The organism is Mycolicibacter minnesotensis (assembly GCF_010731755.1).
Classification (GTDB): domain Bacteria; phylum Actinomycetota; class Actinomycetes; order Mycobacteriales; family Mycobacteriaceae; genus Mycobacterium; species Mycobacterium minnesotense.
Window position 1 is genome coordinate 923,254 of record NZ_AP022589.1, and the last position, 25,131, is coordinate 948,384.

General features: G+C 66.2%; 19 protein-coding genes. 10 read left to right on the plus strand and 9 right to left on the minus strand.

From position 1 onward, the window contains the following. The first annotated feature begins 2 nt into the window (after positions 1-2). The 4 genes from G6N09_RS04495 (at position 3) to G6N09_RS04510 (ending at position 4,668) form a co-directional block, all read left to right on the plus strand. The gene (locus G6N09_RS04495) at positions 3-779 is read left to right on the plus strand and encodes a beta-phosphoglucomutase family hydrolase (RefSeq protein WP_083023545.1); all 777 of its coding nucleotides are present in this window, start codon (positions 3-5) and stop codon (positions 777-779) included. A gap of 10 nt (positions 780-789) precedes the next feature. Further along, a complete protein-coding gene (locus G6N09_RS04500) occupies positions 790-3,153 on the plus strand; it encodes a glycoside hydrolase family 65 protein (RefSeq protein ID WP_083023543.1) in 2,364 nt (787 codons plus the stop codon). Positions 3,154-3,745: 592 nt separating this feature from the next. Beyond that, positions 3,746-4,105 (plus strand): HPF/RaiA family ribosome-associated protein, encoded by a 360-nt coding sequence (locus G6N09_RS04505; RefSeq protein ID WP_179959873.1) that lies wholly within the window; start codon positions 3,746-3,748, stop codon positions 4,103-4,105. 104 nt (positions 4,106-4,209) lie between these two features. Beyond that, complete coding sequence (locus G6N09_RS04510; RefSeq protein ID WP_083023540.1) at positions 4,210-4,668, plus strand: DUF5709 domain-containing protein; 459 nt, start codon at positions 4,210-4,212, stop codon at positions 4,666-4,668. 109 nt (positions 4,669-4,777) lie between these two features. On the opposite strand, the gene G6N09_RS04515 is transcribed toward G6N09_RS04510, so the two are convergent. Beyond that, positions 4,778-6,202: a glutamate decarboxylase gene (locus G6N09_RS04515; RefSeq protein ID WP_083023913.1), complete on the minus strand. Its 1,425-nt coding sequence runs from the start codon at positions 6,200-6,202 to the stop codon at positions 4,778-4,780. Between the two features lie 133 nt (positions 6,203-6,335). After that, the gene (locus G6N09_RS04520; protein ID WP_407662683.1) at positions 6,336-9,221 is read right to left on the minus strand and encodes an AMP-binding protein; all 2,886 of its coding nucleotides are present in this window, start codon (positions 9,219-9,221) and stop codon (positions 6,336-6,338) included. A gap of 380 nt (positions 9,222-9,601) precedes the next feature. Here G6N09_RS04520 and G6N09_RS04525 point away from each other — a divergent pair, with 380 nt between their 5' ends. From G6N09_RS04525 to G6N09_RS04535, 3 genes are read left to right on the plus strand one after another with little or no spacing between them, the layout of a single operon-like run. Next, a complete protein-coding gene (locus tag G6N09_RS04525; RefSeq protein WP_083023538.1) occupies positions 9,602-10,432 on the plus strand; it encodes a slipin family protein in 831 nt (276 codons plus the stop codon). Then, entirely contained in the window at positions 10,429-12,831 is a 2,403-nt protein-coding gene (locus G6N09_RS04530) for a phosphoketolase family protein (protein WP_083023536.1), read from the plus strand. Before G6N09_RS04525 ends, G6N09_RS04530 begins: the two co-directional genes overlap by 4 nt. Then, complete coding sequence (locus tag G6N09_RS04535) at positions 12,828-15,611, plus strand: cation-translocating P-type ATPase (RefSeq protein WP_308214838.1); 2,784 nt, start codon at positions 12,828-12,830, stop codon at positions 15,609-15,611. The genes G6N09_RS04530 and G6N09_RS04535 overlap by 4 nt, the downstream gene beginning before the upstream one ends. 24 nt (positions 15,612-15,635) lie before the next feature. Here G6N09_RS04535 and G6N09_RS04540 read toward each other — a convergent pair whose 3' ends face one another. The 3 genes from G6N09_RS04540 to guaB all read right to left on the minus strand — a co-directional run bounded on the left by G6N09_RS04540 (position 15,636) and on the right by guaB (position 20,394). After that, positions 15,636-17,381 (minus strand): GMC family oxidoreductase, encoded by a 1,746-nt coding sequence (locus tag G6N09_RS04540; protein ID WP_083023533.1) that lies wholly within the window; start codon positions 17,379-17,381, stop codon positions 15,636-15,638. 230 nt (positions 17,382-17,611) lie between these two features. Next, on the minus strand, positions 17,612-18,760 hold the full coding sequence (locus G6N09_RS04545) for a GuaB3 family IMP dehydrogenase-related protein (protein ID WP_083023531.1): 1,149 nt from the start codon (positions 18,758-18,760) through the stop codon (positions 17,612-17,614). A gap of 83 nt (positions 18,761-18,843) precedes the next feature. Further along, a complete protein-coding gene (gene guaB, locus G6N09_RS04550; RefSeq protein ID WP_083023529.1) occupies positions 18,844-20,394 on the minus strand; it encodes an IMP dehydrogenase in 1,551 nt (516 codons plus the stop codon). A 185-nt stretch (positions 20,395-20,579) separates the two neighbouring features. Between guaB and G6N09_RS04555 the strand changes: the two genes are divergently transcribed. Further along, positions 20,580-20,984: a DUF5319 domain-containing protein gene (locus G6N09_RS04555; RefSeq protein ID WP_046189125.1), complete on the plus strand. Its 405-nt coding sequence runs from the start codon at positions 20,580-20,582 to the stop codon at positions 20,982-20,984. Here G6N09_RS04555 and G6N09_RS04560 read toward each other — a convergent pair whose 3' ends face one another. Then, the gene (locus G6N09_RS04560; protein ID WP_083023526.1) at positions 20,985-21,773 is read right to left on the minus strand and encodes a hypothetical protein; all 789 of its coding nucleotides are present in this window, start codon (positions 21,771-21,773) and stop codon (positions 20,985-20,987) included. 251 nt (positions 21,774-22,024) lie between these two features. On the opposite strand from G6N09_RS04560, the gene G6N09_RS04565 reads away from it, so the two are divergent. After that, positions 22,025-22,315 (plus strand): WhiB family transcriptional regulator, encoded by a 291-nt coding sequence (locus G6N09_RS04565; protein WP_046189106.1) that lies wholly within the window; start codon positions 22,025-22,027, stop codon positions 22,313-22,315. Between the two features lie 164 nt (positions 22,316-22,479). Then, on the plus strand, positions 22,480-23,313 hold the full coding sequence (locus G6N09_RS04570; protein WP_083023524.1) for a mycofactocin-coupled SDR family oxidoreductase: 834 nt from the start codon (positions 22,480-22,482) through the stop codon (positions 23,311-23,313). Between the two features lie 12 nt (positions 23,314-23,325). On the opposite strand, the gene G6N09_RS04575 is transcribed toward G6N09_RS04570, so the two are convergent. From G6N09_RS04575 to G6N09_RS04585, 3 genes are all read right to left on the minus strand, one after another. Beyond that, positions 23,326-23,607, minus strand: coding sequence for a hypothetical protein (locus tag G6N09_RS04575; protein ID WP_083023907.1), 282 nt, complete (start codon positions 23,605-23,607; stop codon positions 23,326-23,328). Positions 23,608-23,627: 20 nt separating this feature from the next. After that, positions 23,628-23,927, minus strand: a complete 300-nt coding sequence (locus G6N09_RS04580; RefSeq protein WP_083023905.1) for a GlsB/YeaQ/YmgE family stress response membrane protein — start codon at positions 23,925-23,927, stop codon at positions 23,628-23,630. Between the two features lie 160 nt (positions 23,928-24,087). Then, entirely contained in the window at positions 24,088-25,053 is a 966-nt protein-coding gene (locus G6N09_RS04585) for an oxygenase MpaB family protein (protein WP_083023521.1), read from the minus strand. Positions 25,054-25,131: the final 78 nt, after the last annotated feature.

Here is a 25,131-nt window from a genome sequence, read left to right on the forward strand (position 1 = left end):
GCATGGTGGAGTGGAGCCACGCCGCATCAGAAGAAGGAGAACATGTGCTGGGTCTGCCAGAAACCGTGCGTGCCTGCCTGTTCGACCTCGATGGAGTGCTCACCGACACCGCCAGCGTGCACACCCGCGCCTGGAAGGCCATGTTCGACGCCTACCTGTCGGGACGCGCCGAGAACACCGGCGAGCCATTCATCCCGTTCGACCCGGACGACGACTACCGGCGCTTCGTCGACGGCCGCAAACGCGACGACGGGGTGCGCGCCTTCCTGGCCAGCCGCGGCATCACACTGCCCGACGGCGCCGACGACGACCCACCGGAGGCGCTGACCGTGCACGGTCTGGGCAACCGCAAGAACGAGGCGTTCCGTGAGACGCTGCATGCTGACGGGGTGGAGGTGTTCGAGGGGTCGCGCCGCTACCTGGCGGCCGTCACCGCGGCGGGCCTGGCCACCGCGGTGGTCTCTGCCAGCGCCAACGCCGGTGAGGTGCTGGCGCTCACCGGTCTGGAGACGTTCATCGCGCAGCGGGTCGACGGCGTGACGCTGCGCACCGAACACATCGCGGGCAAGCCCGCACCGGATTCGTTTCTGCGGGCGGCGCAGCTGCTCGGTGTCACCCCCGCCGAGTCCGCAGTCTTCGAGGATGCACTGTCCGGGGTCGAGGCCGGCCGAGCCGGCGGTTTCGGCTTCGTCGTGGGCGTCGACCGGGTGGGTCAGCGCGCCGACCTGCTGAGCCATGGCGCCGACATCGTCGTCAACGATCTCAAGGAGCTGTTGTGAAGGACCGCCGATGATCTCTGAGGACTACTTCCCGATCGAACCGTGGCAGCTGCGCGAGACCCATCTCGATCTGAACCTGCTCGGTCAGACCGAGTCGCTGTTCGCGCTGTCCAACGGGCACATCGGGCTGCGCGGCAACCTCGATGAGGGCGAGCCGCACGGGATGCCCGGAACCTATCTGAACTCGTTCTACGAGGTGCGGCCGCTGCCGCACGCCGAGGCCGGCTACGGCTACCCGCAGGCGGGGCAGACCGTGGTGGACGTGACCAACGGCAAGATCCTCCGGCTGACGGTGGACGACGAGCCGTTGGACGTCCGTTACGGCGAGCTGATCGACCACGAACGCATCCTGGATCTACGAGCCGGCACTCTGACCCGCCACATCCACTGGCGCTCGCCGGCGAAGAAGCAGGTCAAGGTGCACTCGACTCGCCTGGTGTCGCTGGCCCACCGCAGCGTCGCGGCCATCGAATACGTGGTCGAGGCGGTGGACGAATTCGTGCGGGTGACCGTGCAGTCCGAGCTGGTGGCCAACGAGGACCAGCCACCGACCTCCGACGATCCCCGGGTCGCGGCCATCCTGGAGAACCCACTGGAGGCCGTCGAACGCGAGAACACCAGCACCGGCGCGGTCCTGGTGCATCGCACCCGGGCCAGCGGACTGATGATGGCAGCGGCCATGGATCACGAGGTCGAAGTACCCGGCCGGGTTCAGGTCACCACGATGACGATCCCCGACGTGGCGGCGACCACCATCGTGTGCGGCCTACGGCCGGGGCAGAAGCTGCGCATCGTCAAATTCCTGGCCTACGGCTGGTCCAGTGAGCGGTCCCGTCCCGCGCTGCGCGACCAGGCCGTCGCCGCGCTGACCGGCGCCCGCTACAGCGGTTGGCAGGGGCTGCTCGACGCCCAACGGGCCTACCTCGACGAGTTCTGGGACGGCGCCGACGTCGAGGTGCACGGCGATCCCGACTGCCAGCAGGCGGTCCGCTTCGCGCTGTTCCATCTGCTGCAGGCCAGTGCCCGGGCCGAACGCCGCGCCATCCCCAGCAAGGGGTTGACCGGCACCGGCTATGACGGCCACACCTTCTGGGACAGTGAGAGCTTCATCCTGCCCACGCTGATCTACACCGCTCCGCACGCTGCGGCCGACGCACTGCGCTGGCGGGCGAGCACCCTGGATCTCGCGCGTGGGCGCGCCGCCGAACTGGGGCTGGCGGGCGCGGCGTTCCCGTGGCGGACCATCCGCGGTCAGGAATGCTCCGGGTACTGGCCGGCGGGAACCGCGGCCTGGCACATCAATGCCGATATCGCGGCCGCGTTCGAGCAGTACCGGGTGGCCACCGGGGACACCTCGGTGGAGCAGGAATGCGGGCTCGAGGTGCTGGTGGAAACGGCTCGGCTCTGGCGGTCGCTGGGACACCACGACCGGCACGGGGTCTGGCACCTGTCCGGAGTCACCGGCCCCGACGAATACACCGCGGTGGTGCGCGACAACGTATTCACCAACTTGATGGCCGCCCACAATCTGCACGCGGCCGCCGACGCCTGCACACGCCATCCCGAAGCCTCCCAGGAGCTGGGAGTCACCACCGAGGAGATGGCCGCCTGGCGTGACGCGGCCGACGCGGTGCACATCCCTTACGACGAGGAACTGGGGGTGCATCCGCAGTGCGAGGGCTTCACCTCGGCCGCGGAGTGGGACTTCGAGAACCGCAACGCCTACCCGCTGCTGCTCAACGAACCCTACGTGCGGCTGTACCCGGCGCAGGTGGTCAAGCAGGCCGACCTGCTGCTGGCCATGCAATGGCGCAGCCACGCGTTCACCCCGGAACAGAAGGCCCGCAACGTCGACTACTACGAACGGCGCACGGTGCGGGACTCGTCCCTGTCGGCGTGTACGCAGGCGGTGATGTGCGCTGAGGTGGGGCATCTGGAGTTGGCCCACGACTACACCTACGAGACCGCCTTCGTCGACCTGCGCGATCTGCACGACAACACCCGCGATGGTCTGCACATGGCGGCGCTGGCCGGGACCTGGATCTCGCTGGTCGCCGGCTTCGGCGGTCTGCGCGACGACGCCGGGGTTTTGTCGCTGGATCCCGCACTGCCCGATGGGATCTCACGGCTACGGTTCCGGGTGCGCTGGCGGGGATTTCGGGTGACCGTGGACGCCGATCATCACGAGGTCACCTACACCCTGCGCGACGGCCCCGACGGCCGGCTGATCATCAATCACGCCGGGGAAGACGTCGAACTGAGCACGCAGGCCCCGATCACGCTGCCGGGACGTCGGCGCGAACCACTGCTGCCGACGCCGGTCCAGCCGCCGGGGCGCGAACCGAACTACCGAAGGATGCCGCGGCAGTCGTAGCGTGCTTCCAGCTACCGACGTCGGCGTCGTTGGCGCAGCAGAGTATTTCCACCGCCGCCCGTCGACCGCACGGCAGCCCAGAGCGCCGAGGTGTAGCGTTGGGGATGTTGGGAAGCTCAACTAGTCCGGGATGAGAGTGGCTGTCCGCCGCCACAGCCCATAGAGCAAGCGCTCGCGGCCGGACCCTTCGGTGACACGAACTTCCGAGCATCACCATGCGCTTTCCGCCAAACCCCCTCGCCCCCAACGCAAAGATGACCTTCGGGGCACAATGGTTCGTGAGGAAGCAGGCCACCGTGAGCCTGGCGGCTATCGGAAGATCTCGTGAAACTCGCGGCCGCGGTGGCCCCTCGATTTCCCTATAGCACCTAGTAGAGCGATCCGAAGAACCGCGGCTACCGCCTGCACCCGGTTGTCCTTGATTATCCGATTGCAGGACAGTCGACTTCACGTGGAGGTCACTCCCGACGCGACGCACCGGAAACGGGAGAACCTTCGATGTGCACTCAAAGCCCTGCGGGCGGGACCACGCGCCGCACATCGTCAGATCCAGGCCCGAGCGGTTCCAGGTAACCTAAAGTAAGGAATTCGGATGGAAATCCAGATCAACACCGATCACAACGTCAGCGCACACCAGGCACGTATCGCCGGTATCGAGAACGAGGTCCGCGACATTCTCGCCCACGTCGCCGATCGCCTCACCCGAGTCGAGGTCCATCTCAGCGACGAGAGCGCTGGCCGATCCAGCGGCGAAGACAAACGCTGCATGGTGGAAGCCCGGCCGGCCGGGCGAGCGCCGGTGGCCGTCACCGACCACGCCGGCACCGTGGACGAAGCCCTGCGAGGCGCGCTGCACAAACTGAAGAGACTCCTCGAGAGCGACCCCGCCCGACCCGTCGGCCGCCGCGCGCACGATTCCATTCGTAGCCAGCCGCGGTCAGGACGACCGTAGGGTTGGACAGCGCGTAGGGCTACGTTGGTCACATCCCGCATTGGGTGCTTACACGGTTTCCGTATCTGGTGGTATTTCCCCCGGATGCAGTGACATTGTTGGGTATGAGCAATCCGGATAGCCCCAGGGAATCGGCGAGCGAATACAGCGTCGATGATGACAACCAACTTCAGCCAGAGGACACCCTGATCGATCGCGGTGTCGACGACGTACTCGACGAGGGGTATACCCCGGCGGAAAAGCCCTACGGCGGAGCCTCATTCGATTCGGGGCCCGAAAGCTTGGACCAACTGCTTGCCGAGGAAGAGCCGGATCCAGCGATGAAGGTTTACGACCCGCTCGACAAAGATGAGCAGCAACGCTCGGACGCAGCCGAGCGTGAGACGGAATTTCCGCAGCGTGATGAGGTTGGACGTGCGCGAGCCGGTCGGCTTGTCGCGCCGGACCGGGGGTTTGGCGGGGACTTCGAGGCGGAACTGGTTGCCGATGATGTCGGTATCGACGGCGGCGCAGCCTCCGCCGAGGAGGCCGCAGTTCACATCATCGATGATGAGCAGCCGTAGCTGGCCTCGGCCAAGTCAGGTTCCTGGTCCATCGGTGGGGCCGCCCCGGTACGACTTGTCAGGGTACTTACGCTGCCGCATGTCCTTCGTTTTGTTGCGAGTGCCCGCTTCATCCTTGTTGTCCAGCCTTCGCGCTTGCTCGGGGAGGTTCGGCGCCGTGCGAGAACGAGGCGGCATCCGGTCCGCGCTGGGGTGCGGTTTGCTTGTTAAGAGTGAGCAATGCTCGGTTCAGGTCGTCGATGAGTAGGTCGGACAGGTCGTGAGAGAAGCCGTTACGCACCACGATTCGCAACACCGACAGGTCCTCACGGTTCGCGGGGAAGGTGTAGGCAGGCACCAGCCAGCCCCGTTCACGAAGTGCCGCGGCAACATCGAATACCGAATACACCGACTCCGGGTCGGCCAGAGTGAACGCAAACACCGGCAGTTGCCGCCCGTCGGTGATCAGCCGGAACGGGCCGATGGACCCGATCCGGTCCGCCAAACCGGCCGCGACATCACGGCTGCACTGCTGCACACGGCGGTATCCCTCCTTGCCCAGCCGGACAAAGTTGTAATACTGAGCCACGACTTGCGCGCCGGGGCGGGAAAAGTTCAACGCGAACGTCGGCATCTCACCGCCGAGATAGTTGACCCGGAACACCAGATCTTCTGGCAGTGCGTCGATATCGCGCCACAGCACCCACCCGACACCGGGGTACACGAGCCCGTACTTGTGCCCGGAGGTGTTGATCGACGCCACCCGCGGCAGCCGGAAATCCCAATCCAGATCGGGGTCGCAGAAAGGTGCGATCATCGCGCCGGAGGCGCCATCGACGTGCACCGGAATATCCCAGCCTCGTTCCTGCTGTAACCGGTCCAACGCCGCACAGATCTCAGCGACCGGCTCATAGCTACCATCGAAGGTCGAGCCGAGCACGGCGACGACCCCGATCGTGTTCTCATCGCAACGCTGCACCGCTTCTTCGGCGGTGAGATGGAAGCGATCGTTGTCCATCGGCACCAGCCGGGCTTCCACATCCCAGTAGTTGGCGAACTTCTCCCAACACACCTGCACGTTGATACCCATCACCAGATTGGGTCGCGTTCGATCCGAGTGTGCGTGCTGCCAGCGGCGTTTCATCGCAAGTCCGGCGAGCATGCACGCCTCGCTGGAACCGGCGGTAGAACAGCCGGCCGGGTTGGCCGCGTCGGGGACATGCCACAGTTCGGCAAGCATCCGCACGCATCTGCGCTCTAACTCGGCGGTGCGCGGGTACTCGTCCTTGTCGATCATGTTCTTGTCGAAGCATTCGCTCATCAGGGTCCGAGCCTGCGGCTCCATCCACGTGGTGACGAATGTTGCCAGGTTCAATCGCGCATTGCCGTCCAGCATCAACTCGTCATGCACCAGTTGATAGCTCGTCTCTGCATCGAGTTCACCGTCCGGCATTGCGTTGCGCGAAACCCGGATTGGTTCCCGGGTGAAAATGGGGTTGATCGAAACCGCATTACGGCTGCTCGCGTCGGGCGACGACGGATGGGACAACGGCATCGCAGCCTCCTGCAGCTTTTCGACTTCCCGGCCGGATCTACGGACGGCTTCGAGGGGCCGGAGCAAATCCGGTTGGTGCTCGACGACACCATCGCCGTCGGAAGTGTTGACCACTCGGGCCGCAGCGGCCCACCTATGTGACCGCTTGTCGATAGTGGCCGTCGGTGAGGTCGTGGTACCAGGTCCTCTCCCCCGGTTCCGGTAGCCCGGCCGCGCGTAGTGCGGTAGACAGTGGGCGGTACGAGGGCGTCAGCGGAATACGGTCGACTATGTGGACGATGCCCGGACGCTGGTCCTCGGGGAGGCCGCCCAGCGCGGCAGTCAGCGCCGCCGCGGTGAGGACGCCTTCTTTGCCGACCGTCACGGCGGCTACCGCGACGTCGTGGGTGTCGGTCGCACCGGGATAGACCACGGCCAAGTCGATCCCGGTGACACCGCCGAGGGCGTCACAAATCGGCTGGCAGAAGACCGGTCCGCGCACCGACTGGATCACTGTATTCCGATTGTCCACAAACCAGTAGTCGCCGTCGCTGTCGCGGCGAAACAGGTGGTCCGTGGTGATCCACGTGTCTCCCTCGCCGAACACCCCGCGCATCGAGACAGCTGCAGCGTCGCGTCCGGACCGCGGCTTCGCGAGCAACACGCCCACCTCGTCGTCCGCGCAGCGACGCACGAAACCGTGACCATCCTCGATGAACCGGCCCGTCGCGGCGTCGTAAGCGCCGAGCCGAACCTTGGCGCTGCCCGGCAGCGGCCGACCCTTGGCCCCGATCTTCGTGCCGGTGACATTCGCCAGGACCGCGTCTCCCTCGGTGGAGGCATAGAATTCCAGCACTCGGGCCGGGGCGAATCGATCGCTGACCTTGCGCCACAGGCCGGTCGGCATGCCGGCTCCGATGAACAGGCGGATCGGATGATGTTCGGCAAGTTGGGGCGACGTCGCCTCCACCAAGTCGAGCAGCAGTGCCCAGGTGTAGGTGACCACCGTGACCCCGTAACGGTGGACCTCGTCGGCGAACCGGGTCGGGTCAACACCCCGGGTTAAAGCGATGCGCGACCCGCCTGCGAGCGCTCCGCCCAGGCCGACCATCAGACCCGACGGATGGTGCAGTGGGGTCAGGCAATAGATCGTGTCGTCGCGGTCGAGGGCGGCGGCCGCAGCGGTGCCGAAGGCCGACAGCACCCACCGATGATTTGTGACCTCCTTGACCACCCGGCGTCCTCCCGTCGTGCTGAAGAACACGAAGGCGAGATCACGTGCCCGGCCCGGGTTCGGCCGATACCACCGCGGCAGCTCAGCGGACAGATCGAGTCGATCCAACTCGACGACCCGGCCCAACTCCGCCGCACTGAGGTCTGCGGTCCCACCGTGGCCGAGGACGAGCGCCCTGGCACTGGTGGCGGCGGCCGTCGCCAAATGTACTGGATCCGTGACGATGTCGGCCACCCCGCAGAGCTGGACGGCGGTTGCCAGATCATCGTCCGGGGGTAACAGCACCGCCACCGCACCGAGCCGCGACAGTGCGGCGATAGCGATCACGGCGCTGGGGCTGGTGTCCATCAAGACACCGATATGGGCTCCCTGGTGGATACCGGCGGCGATCAGGCCGCGCACCACTTCGTCGATGCGGTGAGCGATCGCCGCATTGGTGCGGACACGATCCTCAAACAGAAGGCATTCCTCGTCGGGCGCTGCGCTGGCATGTTCGGCCATCAAGGCGCCCAACGACACCCGGGTATGGGGCTGCAGCTCCCCGAGTCGGGCGAGGCGGGGCAGGGTACGCAGGGCCTCCCCGGTGATCTCCCATCCGCTGCGCACCACGCTGACCGCGGCCTCGGCCAACCCCAGGCCCACGCCGACGCCCAGTTCGGCCAGCGCCCCCGCGGAGTGACCGACGCGCGATGACAACCCGACAGCGCCATCGATTTCGCCGCCCGGTTCGGCCTCCATCACGTGCACACCCTGCGGCCTGGTCCCGCGACCTTCTTGCCACAGCACCCATTGGCCGACCGTGGGCCAGGTCTGGGTGGCGGCGGTCGATCCGACAACAAGCCCGAAATGGCCGGCCGGCAGGAGCGCCTCGGACACCTCGGCGCGGGGGGCGGCCTGCCGAATTCCTCGAACGGCCGCAGGTTGGCCGATGTCGTCGATCTCGCCGATGAAGGCCAGGACGGGACAGGTGATTTCCGCGAGTGTGATCAGGGTGCCATCGATCACGGCACCACCGGCCATCATGCGATTGTGGACCACAAACTGCCGTAGGAGTTCGGCGATCGCGGGGCCCGACCATGCCACCCAGCCGTCCACCTCGAGAAAACGCCGCTGCTGTTCCCTGGGCAACAACGACTCTCGGTCATGAAGCTGCCGAAGAAAGTCCCACCTTGCCTGCACCGTCTTGATCGGGTCCAGTAGTTGAAACCCGGCACGGGCCATCCATCCGGATACCGAGAGACGGTTGAAGACGTGATCGGCGACCAGCTGGGCGCCGCGGCCCGCCAGCGCCGCCGGAATTCCGAATGGCAGACCGCTGAGCGAGTCGACCGCGCTGCCGAAGGTGATGACACTGGCCAGGCACTCGGAGCGTCGGTAGGCCGCGGTTTGGTAACAGAACATCCCGCCCTGCGAGTAACCCGCCAAATGCACCTTGCGCCCGGTGTGCGCGTATACGGAGTCGATGACCCGGCTCAGCGCCACGACATGGTCACTCAAGGTGCGTTCGAGACCGCCGCTTTCCCGATCCGGCGAGCCGAAATCCACCACCCATGGGTCCAGGCCGAGATCATGCAGGACGCCCACGGCACCCTGGTCACGGGTGACGTCAAAAACGTTGGCCGACATCATCATCGGAGGAACCAGGACTACCGACGGCCTGGCCGCATGGCTCGCACTGCCGGGAAAGTAGCGTCGCAGCCGGTACATGTCGCACTGCTCCACGACCTCAAACGGCGACGGACGGGCCCCGGTCTGAAAACCGCCGAACCGCAACACCTCGACACCGTTCTGCACGGTCGCGATCATCCGGTTGGCGGAACCGGTTATCAGGTCACTAACCCAGCTCACCGGCATCACGCGTCACACCGAGAACTCCCGCTTATCACACATCGGCTGACGTCATGACGCCAACACTACGCGCAGCGGCGGCACCGTGCCGACGGTCGCTTCCGGGCGCCGATCCACGGGTGTAGCGTCGGAACTGCTGAGACTTTCAGCTGGTTCGGGACAAGTTCAGCTGTCCGCCGCAGAACTTGAGGAGCATCCGCTCCGAGGCCCCTACGCGCTGGTGATCGCCGCTAGATCGGACTCACCATGATGGTCCTACAGCACTACTTCACTACGACCCTGGCGCATGACGTGGCCGCGGGCACCCCTACGCGCTTCTTACCGATAGGTGCCCGGCGATGACAGGGCTGGGCGCCGCCGTCGCCGTTCTGGGCTTCCTGGCACTGCTGGCGCTGGCGATGGCGGTGCGGATCGTCAAACAATACGAGATGGGCGTGCTGTTCCGGCTGGGCCGGGTGATCGGGGAGCGACAACCCGGACTGCGACTCATCATCCCGTTAATCGATGTGCTGCACCAAATCTCGCTGCGGATCGTAACAATGCCGATCCAATCCCAGGGCATCATCACCCGCGATAACGTCAGCGTAGACGTCTCGGCGGTCGCCTACTTCAAGGTTATCGATGCGGTGAAGTCGGTCGTGGCGATCGAGAACGTCTACTCAGCGATCGACCAGATCGCCCAAACCACCTTGCGCAAAGTCGTCGGTCAACACACCTTGGATGAAACGCTCTCGGAGACCGACAAGATCAACCTTGACATCCAATCGATCCTGGACATCACCACCATCGAATGGGGCGTGCAAGTCACCCTGGTAGAGCTCAAAGACATCCAACTGCCCGACAGCATGAAAAGAGCGATGGCCCGCCAAGCCGAGGCTGAGCGAGAGAAGCGCGCGAAAATTATTGCTGCCGAGGGCGAATCGATGGCCGCGGCAGCTCTGGGGGATGCCTCAGACACCATGATGGCCCACCCCCTGGCTCTGCAATTACGAAACTTGCAGACCCTCGTTGAGCTCGGCGTCGACAAGAACACCACCGTCGTCTTCCCGGCACCGTTGATGTCGACCATCGCCGAATTCGGAACCTTCCTGGCCCGGGAGAGCGCCGCCGCCGTGCAGCCCACTCCGCAGCCGCCGATCCCCGTCCCGGCGGCAAATGGCACCCAATGACACGCACCCCCACGCTGGAACCTGAGTTACTGCAGAGGATGAACGCCTACTGGCGGGCTGCGAATTACCTGTCCGTCGGCCAGATCTATCTCTATGACAATCCGTTGTTGAAACGACCGCTTCAGCTCTCGGATGTGAAACCGCTTGTGGTCGGCCATTGGGGAACGACGCCGGGTCAGAACTTCATCTACGTGCACCTGAACCGGGTCATCACGAAGTACGACCTGAACATGTTCTATGTCTCCGGCCCCGGCCACGGCGGCCCGGCCCTGGTGGCCAACACCTACCTGGAGGGCTCATACACCGAGATCTATCCCGACATCAGCCAGGACGAGTCCGGGCTGAAGAAACTCTTTACCCAGTTCTCGTTTCCGGGAGGTATCTCCAGCCATGTGGCACCGACGACTCCGGGATCGATCCACGAAGGCGGGGAACTCGGGTACTCGCTGAGTCATGCGTTCGGCGCAGTCTTCGACAATCCCGGCCTGGTAGTCGCATGCGTGATCGGCGACGGCGAGGCCGAGACCGGGCCACTGGCCACGGCCTGGCATTCCACCAAGTTCCTCAACCCGATCAGCGATGGAGCGGTGCTGCCGATCCTGCACCTGAACGGCTACAAAATCAGCAACCCCACCGTGCTGGACCGTATCGAACACCAAGAGCTGGACCAGTTCCTGCGCGGTTGCGGCTGGGAACCGCGCTACGTCGACGGTGCTGACCCCGAAGACATGCATGAGCTGATGGCCACCGTCCTCGATGAGACGGTGGAAGCTGTCCACGGCATCCAGCGCGACGCTCGAACCACCGGCAACGCGGCCCGGCCACGGTGGCCGATGATCGTGCTGCGCTCCCCCAAGGGCTGGACCGGCCCCAAAGAGGTCGACGGCCGGCAGATCGAAGGCACCTTCCGGTCACACCAGGTGCCCCTCATTGTCGATGAACAGCACCCCGGGCACGTCGAGCAACTGGAGAGCTGGCTGCTCAGCTACAAACCCGACGAGCTGTTCGATGAGGCCGGGCGGCTGCTGCCGGACCTGGCAGCGCTGGCCCCGCAGGGGCAACAGCGGATGGGCGCCAACCCGCACACCAACGGCGGGGTGTTGCTGCGCGACCTGCGGATGCCCGACTTCCGCACCCACGCGGTGACGGTGAGCTCGCCTGGCGCGGTGCAGGCGCAGGACACCGCCGTGCTCGGCACTTTCCTGCGCGACGTCATCGCGTGCAATGACGAGGCCCGCAACTTCCGGATCTTCGGTCCCGACGAAACCCTGTCGAACATGCTCGGCGCAGTCTTTGAGGTCACCGACCGGCAGTGGCAGGCCCGCACCGCCGAGCACGACGAATTCCTCGCTCCCGCAGGCCGGGTCCTTGATTCGATGCTCAGCGAGCACCAGAGCGAGGGTTGGCTGGAAGGCTATCTCTTGACCGGCCGGCACGGGTTGTTCAACTGCTACGAGGCGTTCATCCACATCATCGACTCGATGTTCAACCAGCACGCCAAGTGGCTTAAGGTCACCAGACAACTGCCGTGGCGCCGTGACATCGCCTCACTGAACTACCTGCTGGCCTCTCATGTCTGGCAGCAAGACCACAACGGCTTCACCCACCAAGACCCCGGATTCCTGGACCACGTGGTCAACAAAAAGGCGGACGTGGTGCGGGTCTACCTGCCACCGGACGCCAACTGCCTGCTCTCGGTTGCCGACCATTGTCTGCGTAGCCGCCATTACGTCAACGTGATCGTCGCCGGGAAGCGGGCGATGCCGCAATGGCTGAGCATGGCGGACGCGGAGGTGCACTGCACCGAAGGTATCGGCATCTGGGAATGGGCCGGCAACGACCGCGGCGGCGAACCCGACGTAGTGCTGGGGTGCTGCGGAGATACCCCGACCCTCGAAGTGCTCGCCGCAGTGTCGATCCTTCGGGAGCACCTGCCCGAGTTGAAGATCCGGGTGGTCAACGTGGTTGACCTGATGAGGTTGCAGTCGGCCAGCGAGCATCCGCACGGGCTGAGCGACCGCGACTACGACACCCTGTTCACCACCGACAAACACATCATCTTCGCCTTCCACGGCTACCCGAGCCTGATCCACCGGCTCACCTACCGCCGGGCCAACCGCAATCTGCACGTCCACGGCTATAACGAAGAAGGCACCATCACCACCGCCTTCGACATGCGGGTGCAGAACCGGTTGGACCGGTTCCACCTCGTTGCCGCCGTCATCGACCGGCTGCCCCAACTCGGCGCCACCGGCGACTACCTCAAGCAAGCAATGACCGACAGACTCGTCGAACACAACCGCTACATCAACACCCACGGCCAGGACCTGCCCGAAATCCGCAACTGGACCTGGAATCCGCCGCAAATGACCACCCCTGCAGCACCGACATGGGTGTGACTTCCACCGATACCGCCATGGCCGGAACAACCTCGCGGTCGGGCCCCAGCGATCCGAGCGAGCCCCTGGTCACGTTGTTTCGGGACCTGCGAACGTCGGCGTTGGGTTTATCCGGCCGGGAGGCGCAGCGGCGGCTACTGGTCTATGGGCCGAATGAGCTTCCGCAGAGTTCCGGCCGACAGTGGCCGGCTGAACTGCTCAAGCAACTCACCCACCCGCTGGCCCTGGTCCTGGTTGTCGCGGCCGTGCTGGCCTGGTTGACGGGCACCGTCATCCTTGCGGCGGCGATCATTGCCGTGATCGTTTTGAACGCCGGTTTTGCGTTCGTTCAGGAACTCCAGGCGGAACGGGCCGTGGAGGCGCTGGCTGCCTACCTGCCCACCCACGCCCGCGTCATACGGGACCGTCAGCGGGCCGACGTCGAGGCCCGCACGCTGGTTCCCGGCGATGTGCTGGTGATCTCCGAAGGTGATCGCGTCTGCGCCGACGCCCGGATCATCGACGGCGCCCTGGAGGTGGACCTGTCCACACTCACCGGCGAGTCGCTACCTGCGGCCCGCTCCGCCGATCATGTGAACACCGCCGGATCCAGGCTGCAGGCCCGCAACCTCATGTTCAGCGGAACCGCCTGCACGGAAGGCGAAGCACGGGCGGTGGTCACCGCGACCGGCGCACACACCGAACTCGGACGGGTTGCTGCGCTGAGCCAGCGCACCGGCCGTACCGATAGTCCGCTCGAGCGGCAGGTCAAGCGGGTGGCCTGGTTGATCGCGTTGGTGGCGGCCGGGGCTGGGGCCGTGTTTGTTCCGCTCGGCGTTGCGGCCGGGTTGAGCTGGGCGGCCGCGGCGACGTTCGCGATCGGGCTGATCGTCGCCAATGTGCCCGAGGGGCTGCTGCCCACCATCACCCTCGCGTTGGCGGTCGGCGTGCGCGATCTCGCCCGCCGCGGCGCCGTCGTCAAACGTCTGTCCGCGGTGGAAACGCTGGGTTCGACGACGGTGATCTGCACGGACAAGACCGGCACGTTGACCGAGAACAAGATGCGGGTCACCAAAATTTGGCTGCCCGGCGGTGAAGTCGAGTTCGAAAACTGCTCCCCCGCAGCGCAATCCCCTGAACTACGCGTCCTGGCCTACTCGGCGGCCGTGTGCACCACCGCCGAGTTGGCCTCGCAGCCACTGGGATCGGCGACGGGGGATCCGACCGAACTCGCGTTGCTGGAGGCGGCCCGCTCCGTGGGCGTACCCCTGACTCCGCCCGCTCGTGACGCCGGACGGCGGGCCGTCTTTCATTTCGACCCCCACCTGCGCCGCATGTCTACGGTCGATGCCGAAGGCGACGGAACCCTGGCGGTGCATACCAAGGGCGCACCGGAAACAGTGCTGCCCTGTTGTACCGATATCGCCGGAATCGGCGGCGGGCAAAACGAACTCACCGACCTCGACCGCACCCGCCTGACCGCCTTGATCGATAGCTACGCCGCGCAGGGACTGCGCATACTGGCGATCGCCCGTCGCCGACTCGATGACGACACCGTGATCGGCCCCGATCGTGCGGCATTGGAGCACGGGATGTGCCTGCTCGGCCTGGTCGCGATGCTCGACCCTCCCCGGCTCCAGGTTCTCGACGCGATCACCCAGGCGCATCGGGCCGGTATCCGCATCCATGTGGTCACCGGGGACAACGGCCTCACCGCGGCCCAGATAGCCCGTCGCGTCGGGATCGGCGCGGCCGGCGTCCAGATCGTCACCGGTGAACAGCTCGACGCCTTGAGTGAACCCCAACTCGACCACCTGCTCTCCGGTGGCGAGGAGATCATTTTCGCCCGCAGTTCACCGGAGGCGAAGCTGCGCATCGCCGACGCGCTGCGGGCCCAGGGGCAGGTCGTGGCCATGACCGGTGACGGTGTCAATGACGCCCCTGCCCTGCACCGTGCCGATATCGGCGTGGCGATGGGCCGCTCGGGCACCGACGTGGCCCGCGAAGCGGCCACTATGGTGCTCACCGACGACGATTTCGGCACTATCGTCGTCGCGATCGAGGCAGGCCGGCGGGTCTACGACAACATCCGCAAATTCATCCTCTACATTTTCACCCACGCCGTCCCCGAGGTCGTGCCGTTTCTGGCGTTCGCCGTCTCCGGCGGGGCGATACCACTGCCGCTGACCGTGTTGCAGATCCTCGCGATCGACTTGGGCACCGATATCCTGCCCGCGCTCGCGCTATCCCGGGAACCCGCCGAACCAGGACTGATGGACCGGCCACCGCGCCCCCGCAAGGAAGGGATCATCCGCGGGGCCCTGCTGCTGCGCGCCTGGGCGTTCCTGGGTGCCATCTCCGCGGTGCTGGTGATGGGCGGCTTCCTACTCGTGCTGTCCCAGGCCGGGTGGCACCCCGGTGACCCGACCGGGCTGGGCACACCGCTGCATCACTCCTATCAGCAGGCCACTACCGTGGCGTGGCTCGGGATCATCGCCTGCCAGATCGGCACCGCGTTCGCGGCCCGCACCGAACACGCATCGCTGCGCGCGATCGGCGTATTCAGTAATCCGGCACTGCTGGTGGGCATCGCGGCGGCAGCCGTGTTCGCCCTGACGCTGGTGTACACGCCCTTCCTGCACCCGGTGTTCGGCACCGCCGCACTGCGCGCCGACCAACTCATGCTGGTGATCCCGTTCCCATTCATCGTGTGGGGCGCCGACGAACTACGCCGGCTATGGCTTCGAGTCCGTGCACGTCGACGCACACCCAGTCCAACGATGCAGACCTGCGCCGCCTAGCCCCGAGTGGGGACAGTTCGCTTTTCAGCCCACGGAGTCGACCGAATCGGCGGGCTTCCAGCGCAGCGTGCCCGGCGCCCGGTCAGGTACCGCCGGGTTACGCGGCGCGATCGGATCCAGCCGCCGGTAGGGCTCGCCCTGGGCCGGCCGCTGATCGGCTTCGCCCTTGTTGGGCCACAGCGACGCGGCCCGCTCGGCCTGCGCGGTGATCGACAGGGACGGGTTGACGCCGAGATTGGCCGAGACCGCCGCGCCGTCCATCACCGCCATCGTCGGGTAGCCATACACCCGCTGATAGGGGTCGATGACGCCGTGCTCGGGGCCGTCGCCGATCGCCGCTCCGCCCAGGAAGTGCGCGGTGAGCGGGATGTTGAACAGCTCGCCCCAGGTGCCGCCAGCCACCCCGTCGATCTTGGCGGCGATGCGGCGGGTGACTTCGTTGCCGACCGGAATCCAGCTCGGATTGGGCTCGCCGTGCCCCTGCTTGCTGGTGTAACGGCGAAAACCCAGCCGGCCGCGCTTGGTGAACGTGGTGATCGAGTTGTCCAGGTGCTGCATGACCAGCGCGATCACGGTGCGCTCGCTCCAACCCTTGGGGTTCAGCAGCCGCAGGATATTTCGGGGGTCTTCGCCGGCCTGGTTCAGCAGCTGGCGCCAGCGCGGGGTGTCGGTACCTTGCGGACCGGTGCCATCAGTCATCAACGTCTGCAGCAGGCCCATGGCGTTGGAGCCCTTGCCGTAGCGCACCGGCTCGACGTGGGTGTCGGCGGTGGGGTGAATCGAGGAGGTGATCGCCACACCGTGCGTCAGGTCCAGATCCGGGTTGACCTTCAATGTCGCCGCACCCACGATGGATTCGGAGTTGGTGCGGGTGAGCACCCCCAGCTTGTCGGACAGCTTGGGCAGCTTGCCCTTGTCGCGCATCTTGAACATCAACCGCTGGGTGTTATAGGTGCCGGCCGCCAGAATCAGATGCCGCGCGGTGAAGGTCCTGCGGTGTCGGCGCGCCCGCAGACCGGTCCGCACAGTCTGCACCTGCCAGAGCCCGTCGCCACCCTGCTCGAACGCCGTGACGGTGGTCATCGGGTGCACCTGGGCGCCGGCGGACTCGGCCAGGTACAGGTAGTTCTTCACCAGGGTGTTCTTGGCGCCCCAGCGGCAGCCCGTCATGCACTCGCCGCACTCGATGCACCCCGTGCGGTTGGGGCCGGCGCCGCCGAAGAACGGGTCGGGCACCGTTGCGCCCGGCTCCTTGATTCCCTCGGCACCGCCGGGGCCGAAGAACACCCCGACCGGGGTGGCCACGAACGTGTCGCCCACCCCCATGTCGTCGGCGACCTGCTTGACGATGCGGTCGGCGTCGGTGAACGTTGGATTCTGGACCACGCCGAGCATGCGCTTCGCCTGGTCGTAATGCGGCATCAGCTCGGCGCGCCAGTCGGTGATGTGTGCCCACTGCTTGTCGGCGAAGAACGGCTCCGGCGGTACGTAGAGCGTGTTGGCGTAGTTCAGTGAGCCGCCGCCGACCCCGGCGCCGGCGAGCACCATGACGTTGTTGAGCAGGTGAATGCGCTGGATGCCGTAGCAACCGAGTTTCGGCGCCCACAGGAATTCCCGCAGGTGCCAGGAGTTCTTCGCGAAATCCTCATCGGCGTATCGGCGTCCGGCTTCCAGCACGCCGACGCGATAACCCTTCTCGGTCAGTCGCAGCGCGCTCACGCTGCCACCGAAACCCGAGCCGATGATCAGGACGTCGTAGTCAGGCTCCATAGCTCACAGTATGGCCCTACTCGCGGGTAACCGGACCGAATAGGCGACCCTAACCGCCGGGTTCATGCGGCGGTCCCAGCTTCGCTTCGCCTCCGCCGGCCCGGGGGGCCAACTCCGGCGAACCTCGCTGAACCGCCGGGTTCATGCGGCGGTCCCAGCTTCGCTTCGCCTCCGCCGGCCCGGGGGGCCAACTCCGGCGAACCTCGCTGAACCGCCGGGTTAACTTCCCGTCAGGAGCCGACTGTCAGGCCGACTTTCTGGAACTCCTTGAGATCGCAATAGCCGGCCTTGGCCATCGCACGGCGAAGTCCGCCGACCAGGTTCAGCGAGCCGAATGGGTCGTCCGAAGGCCCCTCGAGCACCTGCGCCAGACCGGGCCGCTCGCCATAGGCGAACTGCATCAGCGCGCCGCGCGGCAGCGACGGATGAGCGGCAGCCGACGGCCAGTACCAGCCGTCGCCCTGCGCCTCGGCCGCAGCCGTCAGCGGCGTGCCCAGTACCACTGCGTCGGCTCCGCAGGCAATTGCCTTGGCCAAGTCCCCGGAGGTGTGGATGTCGCCGTCGGCCAGCACATGCACGTAACGCCCGCCGGTCTCGTCGAGGTACTCGCGGCGCGCGGCGGCGGCGTCGGCGATCGCGGTGGCCATCGGCACCGAGATGCCCAGCACCTCGTCGGAGGTGGTCACCCCGGACGTGGAGCCATAGCCGACGATCACCCCGGCCGCGCCGGTGCGCATCAGGTGCAGCGCGGTGCGGTGGTCGATCACGCCACCGGCCACCACCGGAATGTCCAGCTCGGAGATGAAGGTCTTCAGATTGAGCGGTTCGCCGGCACCGTCTCGGTCCACGGCCACCCGCTCGGCGGAGATGATGGTGCCCTGAATCACCAGCAGATCGACACCTGCGGCCAGCAGTGCCGGAGTCAGCGCTGCGGCGTTCTGCGGGCTCACCCGTACCGCGGTGGTGACACCGGACGCGCTGATCCGGGCCACCGCGGCACCGAGCAACTCGGGATCCAACGGGGCGGCGTGCAACTGTTGCAGCAACCGGATCGCCGCCGTGGGCTCGGGCTCTTTGGCCGCGACCTCGGTCACCTGGGCGATCTTGGCCTCGACATCGGCGTGCCGACCGATCAGTCCCTCACCGTTGAGCACACCGAGTCCGCCGAGCCGGCCCAGCTCGATGGCGAACTCCGGGGAGACCAATGCGTCGGTGGGATGGGCCAGCACCGGCATCTCGAACCGGTAGGCATCCAGCTGCCAGGCGGTGGACACGTCCTTGGAGGAACGGGTGCGCCGCGAGGGCACGATATTGATGTCGTCGAGTTCATAGGTCCGACGGGCGGTACGGCCCATGCCGATCTCAACCATGTCACGCATGCGGGGTCACCCTTATCTTTCCGCGAGACCGACGTTTTGCAGCAAAAATACGAGAAGCGATCCGCAAAACGTCGGTTTCGGCGCTAACGCACGTAGTAGTTCGGTGCTTCGACGGTCATGGTGATGTCGTGCGGGTGGCTTTCCTTCAGGCCCGCCGCGGTGATTCGCACGAACTGCGCCTGCTGCAGCGTCTCGATGGTCGGCGAGCCGGTGTAGCCCATGGCCGCCCGCAGCCCACCGGTGAGCTGGTGGATAACCGTGCTCAGCGGGCCCCGGAACGGCACCCGGCCCTCGATGCCCTCTGGCACCAGCTTGTCCTCGGAGAGCGCGTCGTCCTGGAAGTAGCGGTCCTTGGAGTAAGACTTGCCCCCGCCGCGGCCCTGCATGGCACCCAGCGAGCCCATCCCGCGGTAGCTCTTGAACTGTTTGCCGTTGACGAAGATCAGCTCGCCAGGCGACTCGGCGGTGCCGGCCAGCAGCGAGCCGAGCATGGCCGTCGATGCGCCGGCGGCCAGCGCCTTGGCGATGTCGCCGGAGTACTGCAGGCCGCCGTCGGCGATCACCGGCACCCCCACCGGCGTGCAGACCGCCACGGCCTCCATGATGGCGGTGATCTGCGGGGCACCCACCCCGGCGACCACCCGGGTGGTGCAGATCGAGCCGGGCCCTACCCCGACCTTGACGGCGTCGGCGCCGGCCTCGACCAGCGCGGCGGCTCCGCTTCGGGTGGCCACGTTGCCGCCGACCACCTCGACGCGCTCCCCCACTTCGGCTTTGAGCTTGCCGACCATGTCGAGTACGCCGCGGTTGTGAGCGTGCGCGGTGTCCACGATCAGCACGTCCACCCCGGCGTCCACCAGGGTCATCGCGCGGATCCAGGCGTCGTCACCGACACCCACCGCGGCCCCGACCAGCAACCGTCCGTCGCTGTCCTTGGTGGCCAGCGGGTGCTGTTCGGTCTTGACGAAGTCTTTGACCGTGATCAGGCCGGTCAGTTTGCCGTGGCCGTCGACGATCGGCAGTTTCTCGATCTTGTGCCGGCGCAGCAGCCCCAGCGCAGCATCGGCGGAGACGCCCTCCTGGGCGGTGATCAGCGGCGCCTTGGTCATCACCTCGGCGACCGGCTTGTTCTGGTCGACCTCGAAACGCATGTCCCGATTGGTGATGATGCCGACCAGGGAGCCGTTCTTGTCCACCACCGGCAGTCCGGAGATACGGAATCGGGCGCACAGCGCATCCACCTCGGCCAGAGTGTTCTCCGGGGTGCAGGTGACGGGATCGGTGACCATCCCGGCCTCGGACCGTTTCACGGTCTCCACCTGGCCGGCCTGCTCAGTGACGGGCAGGTTGCGGTGCAGCACGCCCATGCCGCCGGCACGAGCCATCGCGATCGCCATCCGCGCCTCAGTGACGGTGTCCATCGCGGAACTGACCAGCGGCACCTTGAGCGTGATATTGCGCGTCAGGCGGCTCGCCGTGTCGGCGGTGGCCGGCACCACATCAGACGCCGCTGGGAGCAGCAGGACGTCGTCAAAGGTCAGCCCCAGCATCGCGATCTTGGGGGACTGCCCGTCCAGCGCGCCACCGGCGTAGACCGCGTCGTCGAGCGGGCCGGTGAGATAAGGGGCGCTCATCGGACCACTGACTTCGATTTTGGACAACCAACGGCCATCTGGGAGCCTCCACTACAAAGCCGGGGTGAGAACCCCATCTTAATCGCGGCGCGGGGATGCTTTCGCCCGCCACCACCTTGGCCGCCGAACGAGTCTCTTCGCCCACCGCTGGCGTTCTGTCAGTGCGACTGCGTACCCTGATGGGCGTGCGTGACCACCTGCCACCCGGTTTGCCGCCCGACCCGTTCGCCGACGATCCGCATGATCCCTCGGCCGCACTGGACGCCGTCGAACCGGGCCAGCCGCTGGACCCACAGGAGCGCAGCGCCGTCGAAGCAGATCTCGCCGATCTGGCGGTCTACGAAGCACTGCTGGCGCACCGCGGAATTCGCGGCCTGGTGGTGTGCTGTGACGATTGCCAGCAGGACCACTACCACGACTGGGACATGCTGCGGGCCAATCTCCTGCAGTTGCTGATCGACGGCACCGTCCGCCCGCACGAGCCTGCCTACGACCCGGAGCCGGACAGCTACGTGACGTGGGATTACTGCCGCGGCTACGCCGACGCGTCGCTCAACGGCGCAACCTCGGAAGCCGACGGCTACCGCTGATCAGGACCGTCGCCAGTCACCACCACGTTGGCGTACCAATTCTGCGGCGTCGTCACGGACGCCGCGTAGCTCTTCGGGTGTCCGGGTAGCACTGCCGACATCGACCAACATGCAGGCCAGTGCCCATCGCAACGGGATCAGACCCCGCCGCCCGGTTTCCTCCAGTGCGGCTTCGGCCACGGCGCGGGCCCGCTCGATGTTTCCCGCGCAGCACAGCGCCCCGGCCAGCACCACCTGACTCTTCACCCGGTGCCGCACCATGACGTCATCGGCCAGCTCAAGGGCCTGTTCGGCGTTGCGCACCGCGGTGGCGCCGTCGCCGGTGACCATCGCCAACTCCGCGGTCACCCAGTGCCGACGGACCGCCAGCCGGGCCGTCGCGCCGCGCGGCTCCGCCGGGGCCAGCTCCAATAGGGCCGCCGACACGGCGAAACGCCCGACGCCCAGGGCGTCGGCGGCCAGCCCGACCAACGCATCCGAACGTGCGGTGACGTCATCGCCGGCCAGCGCCAGCGCCCGGCCGTCGAAGCCGCGCGCCAGGTCGTGTCCGCCGAGCTGGCGCAGAAACGAACCCCGGGTGCTGTAGGCCAACGACGCCAGCGGCCCGGCCGGGGCCTCGCGCACCAACGCCGTCAGGTCGGCAACGGCAGTGGCATAGCGCCCCTGGCCGCCGGCCGCCACGGCGCGCAACCAGCGCTGTCGGCCAGTGGTCGCCGCGGGAAGCGGCCAGCGCCCCGGATCCTCGCCGAACGCGGCCGCCGTCAGGGCTGCATCTAGGTCTTCAGTCATCGCTGCGCGACCTTACGCGGTCCCGTCATGGCATCACCACCCGCAGAATGCGGAATAACATCCACGTTCACGGAATGTCCACTCTTTTAGGCCAGCCTTTCTTAACGATCGCGTTGGTATTACTTCAGATCGTTTAGTTACCGTCCCCCTCGGCGCCGGAATCCAGCCGGCGCTGTTTTACGCACAGCACCCACCGCTCGACAGGCCGCCTCAGACCGATCCGGCCGCCCAGCGTTTTGAGAGGGGTTCCCATGCCACAGGTTGAGCAGTTGCCCGGCCGCAATGCGGACGTGTGGGATTGGCAGCTCCGCGGAGCCTGCCGAGGGGTGGACTCGTCGGTGTTCTTCCCCCCCGACGGCGAACGCGGTCGCGCCCGCGCCCAGCGTGAACAGAACGCCAAGAAGTGGTGCCGCAGCTGCCCGGTGCTCGAGCAGTGCCGGACGCACGCGCTCGCGGTGGGCGAGCCCTACGGAATCTGGGGCGGCATGTCCGAAGCCGAGCGGCACGCGGCGTTGCGCTGCAATCTGCGGCCCAGCGGCTGATTCTTCCCGGCCGGACCGCGGCTTCACCTCCGCGGCCCGTGGGTACCCTGAGCAGCCCCCGGTCTTCCGGGGGCTGCTCGCTCCCCTAGGCATTCGCCTCGGTCAAACCCCGGCCATCCGGCCGTCCCCGCCGCATACTGAGCCCATCAGGTAGGGAGACCTCCATGGCTGGCCAGTTCGACGGCAAGGTCGCGTTCATCACTGGCGCCGCTCGTGGGCAGGGCCGCGCACACGCGCTCCGGTTTGCTCAGGAAGGCGCCGACATCATCGCCGTCGACATCTGCGACCAGATCGACAGCGTCGCCTATCCGATGGCCGCGCCGGAGGACCTCGACGAGACCGTCAATCTTGTCGAGAAGACCGGCCGCAGGATCGTCGCCGAACAAGGCGATGTTCGCGACTTCGACAGGCTGAAGGCCATCGTCGCCGAGGGGATCGCAGAACTGGGCCGAATCGACTTTGTGCTCGCCAACGCCGGAACGTTGGCCTGCTTCGGCCAGCAGCGCAACGAGATAACGGCTTTCGTCGACGCGGTGAATGTCCTGCTCAACGGCCTCTACTACACCGTCGAGGCCGCCCTGCCGGCGATGGTGGACCACGGCGACGGCGGCGCCATCGTCATCACCAGTTCGACTGCTGGCCTCAACAGCCTGTGCCCGCGGTTCAGCATTCGCAGCCATGGCTTCGCCGGCTATCACGCCGCCAAGCACGGAGTGGTGGGCCTGATGCGCTACTACGCGACATCGTTGGCCGAAAAGAACATTCGAGTCAACTCCGTACACCCCACCGGGGTCGCCACACCGATGCTGATGAACGCGGCGTTTGAGCAGTTCATCGAGGAATTCCCCGAGGCCACGTCCGCATTGCACGCGATTCTGCCGGTGGAACTCATCGACGCTGCCGACGTGAGCGAAGCCATGGTCTACCTCTGCGGCGATTCCGGCCGCTACATCACCGGGATCACGCTCCCGATCGATGCCGGAATCACCGTCAAGTAGGACGGCCCCCGATCAGCCGTGCGGCGCCTCGGAAATCTTGCTGTCCGGCGCACCCAGCGTCTTGCAGTAGGTCGATACCGACAGCCGCGTTGCCGAAATCTCCAGATTCGAGGGCTCGGCCCCGCTGTGGTCCTTCAGCATCTTGGCGATCTCATCGTCCTGCTTCTTCTGGTCCTGTTCGACGAAGTCCTTGCACCTCGTGTCCCCGCCGGTGTTGATCACCTCCGAGGCAGAACAACCGCTGGAGATCAGCACCCCCAACGCCATGGCCGCAAACGCAACGCTTTTCACCATCGTCATTCCTTCCATACGCCTTACGCCTCACGCCCGAACAGGCGCAGCAGCCAGAGCAAAATGATCGCGCCCAAGACTGCGGTGAACAAGGTGAACCACCAACCACCGCTTGCCGTGTCGACGACAAAGCTGAGCAGGAACCCGCCGATCAACGCTCCGACGACCCCCACCACCACATCGGCGGCCAAACCATACTTGGTCTTCATGGCCATGCCGGCGATCCAGCCGGCAATCCCGCCGATCACGATATAGCCGATCCACCCGACACTGGTCAACGTTGTGGAACGGGCCAGGAATTCGGTGGCCGCCACTGCGTTCATGGTGATCTCCTTCTCAACGTCGTCAGCGCCGTCGTGGTCAACGTCGCGTCGGATCCATACCCGTTTTCCGCGGCCCCTAATCACACGATGGGAAACAGCCTGGCGCCAGCACAGAGAATTGAATTGATAACCAATGCAATAGATTAGGGCCGCTGGTGCGCTAGGCCGTGCTCTTGGGCAGGTGATAGGCGAAGGACTTCTCCTGGCGCTGCTTCATCTTCTGCAGACACTCGTGATGCTTGCGGGCGTGGTAGGCCAGGGGGAAGTAGGTCAGCCGGTCGGGCAGTACCCGGTAGGCGATTCGAATGGCGGTGTAAACCCGGGTGAGCTGACGCTCCTCTTCGGGGCTCCAGGTGACGCCGAGCTTCTCGCGAAGACGCGGGTCCAGCAGCCCTACCACCGACAGATAGTTGAACCGCATAGCGGGCCGCAGCGCGCCCTGCACCAGCGGCGCCAACAGCTTCGGCACGGCGGGCGGCAATTCGGTCTGACCGGACTGCAGATCGGCGATCAGCTGTAGCGCCTGCGGGGTGCCCGCCAGCGTGTCGACCATTCGCTCGTAGTAGTCGGCCATCTCCTGCTGCGTTTCGGGGTAGCCACGCATCGGAACGTGAAGCAGTCGGGCCAGCCGCCGGTTGTCGCGCAGCAGCTCGTCCTTTTCTGCGTTGGTGAATTCGCGGCCGATCATCAGCCGGCCCGCCTGGGCGTTGATGATGTAACCGGTGGCGATCACCCACTGATAGGCCTCGGGATTCAGCGCGCTGATCTGCTTTCCGGTTTCGGCGCTCTTCATGGTGATCGGCTTGTGCAGGGCGCGAACGCGATCGCCTTCGGCTCTCGCCTCGGTTCCGCCGTAGGTCCACCGCAGGACGGAGTCGACCGAGCGGATCGCACGGCCGCCCGGGTCGCCGTGAAAGGCCGCGGAGTATTGACCGGTGACCTCGGCGATGATCGGATGCATCGCCTGCATCATGAACGCCGCGCCCTCGAGGATGAGAAACGTCCACCGTCCGGTGTGCTCGGCCATCAGCGAATCCGGCGGGATGAGTTCGATCTGCTCGAGGTCCTCGATCTCCTCGACGTCCTCGGCGAGCTGGCGGGCATCAAGATCCGGCGTAGAAGTCATCGGCTTGCCTGTCGTCCCTTCCCTGGCATGGTGGCGCCGACGCTAATGTGCACATACGGTCGCGTACAAGTCGCGTTA

Coding starts and splice junctions, on each gene's coding strand:
- G6N09_RS04510 (WP_083023540.1), top strand. CDS start 4,210: ATGAGCAATCCGGATAGCCCCAGGGAATCGGCGAGCGAATACAGCGTC.
- G6N09_RS04530 (WP_083023536.1), top strand. CDS start 10,429: ATGACACGCACCCCCACGCTGGAACCTGAGTTACTGCAGAGGATGAAC.
- G6N09_RS04580 (WP_083023905.1), bottom strand. CDS start 23,927: ATGAACGCAGTGGCGGCCACCGAATTCCTGGCCCGTTCCACAACGTTG.
- G6N09_RS04545 (WP_083023531.1), bottom strand. CDS start 18,760: ATGCGTGACATGGTTGAGATCGGCATGGGCCGTACCGCCCGTCGGACC.
- G6N09_RS04540 (WP_083023533.1), bottom strand. CDS start 17,381: ATGGAGCCTGACTACGACGTCCTGATCATCGGCTCGGGTTTCGGTGGC.
- G6N09_RS04570 (WP_083023524.1), top strand. CDS start 22,480: ATGGCTGGCCAGTTCGACGGCAAGGTCGCGTTCATCACTGGCGCCGCT.
- guaB (WP_083023529.1), bottom strand. CDS start 20,394: ATGAGCGCCCCTTATCTCACCGGCCCGCTCGACGACGCGGTCTACGCC.
- G6N09_RS04520 (WP_407662683.1), bottom strand. CDS start 9,221: ATGATCGCGACCGTGCAGAACGGTGTCGAGGTGTTGCGGTTCGGCGGT.
- G6N09_RS04585 (WP_083023521.1), bottom strand. CDS start 25,053: ATGACTTCTACGCCGGATCTTGATGCCCGCCAGCTCGCCGAGGACGTC.
- G6N09_RS04560 (WP_083023526.1), bottom strand. CDS start 21,773: ATGACTGAAGACCTAGATGCAGCCCTGACGGCGGCCGCGTTCGGCGAG.
- G6N09_RS04500 (WP_083023543.1), top strand. CDS start 790: ATGATCTCTGAGGACTACTTCCCGATCGAACCGTGGCAGCTGCGCGAG.
- G6N09_RS04495 (WP_083023545.1), top strand. CDS start 3: ATGGTGGAGTGGAGCCACGCCGCATCAGAAGAAGGAGAACATGTGCTG.
- G6N09_RS04565 (WP_046189106.1), top strand. CDS start 22,025: ATGCCACAGGTTGAGCAGTTGCCCGGCCGCAATGCGGACGTGTGGGAT.
- G6N09_RS04505 (WP_179959873.1), top strand. CDS start 3,746: ATGGAAATCCAGATCAACACCGATCACAACGTCAGCGCACACCAGGCA.
- G6N09_RS04575 (WP_083023907.1), bottom strand. CDS start 23,607: ATGGTGAAAAGCGTTGCGTTTGCGGCCATGGCGTTGGGGGTGCTGATC.
- G6N09_RS04515 (WP_083023913.1), bottom strand. CDS start 6,202: ATGCCGTTGTCCCATCCGTCGTCGCCCGACGCGAGCAGCCGTAATGCG.
- G6N09_RS04525 (WP_083023538.1), top strand. CDS start 9,602: ATGACAGGGCTGGGCGCCGCCGTCGCCGTTCTGGGCTTCCTGGCACTG.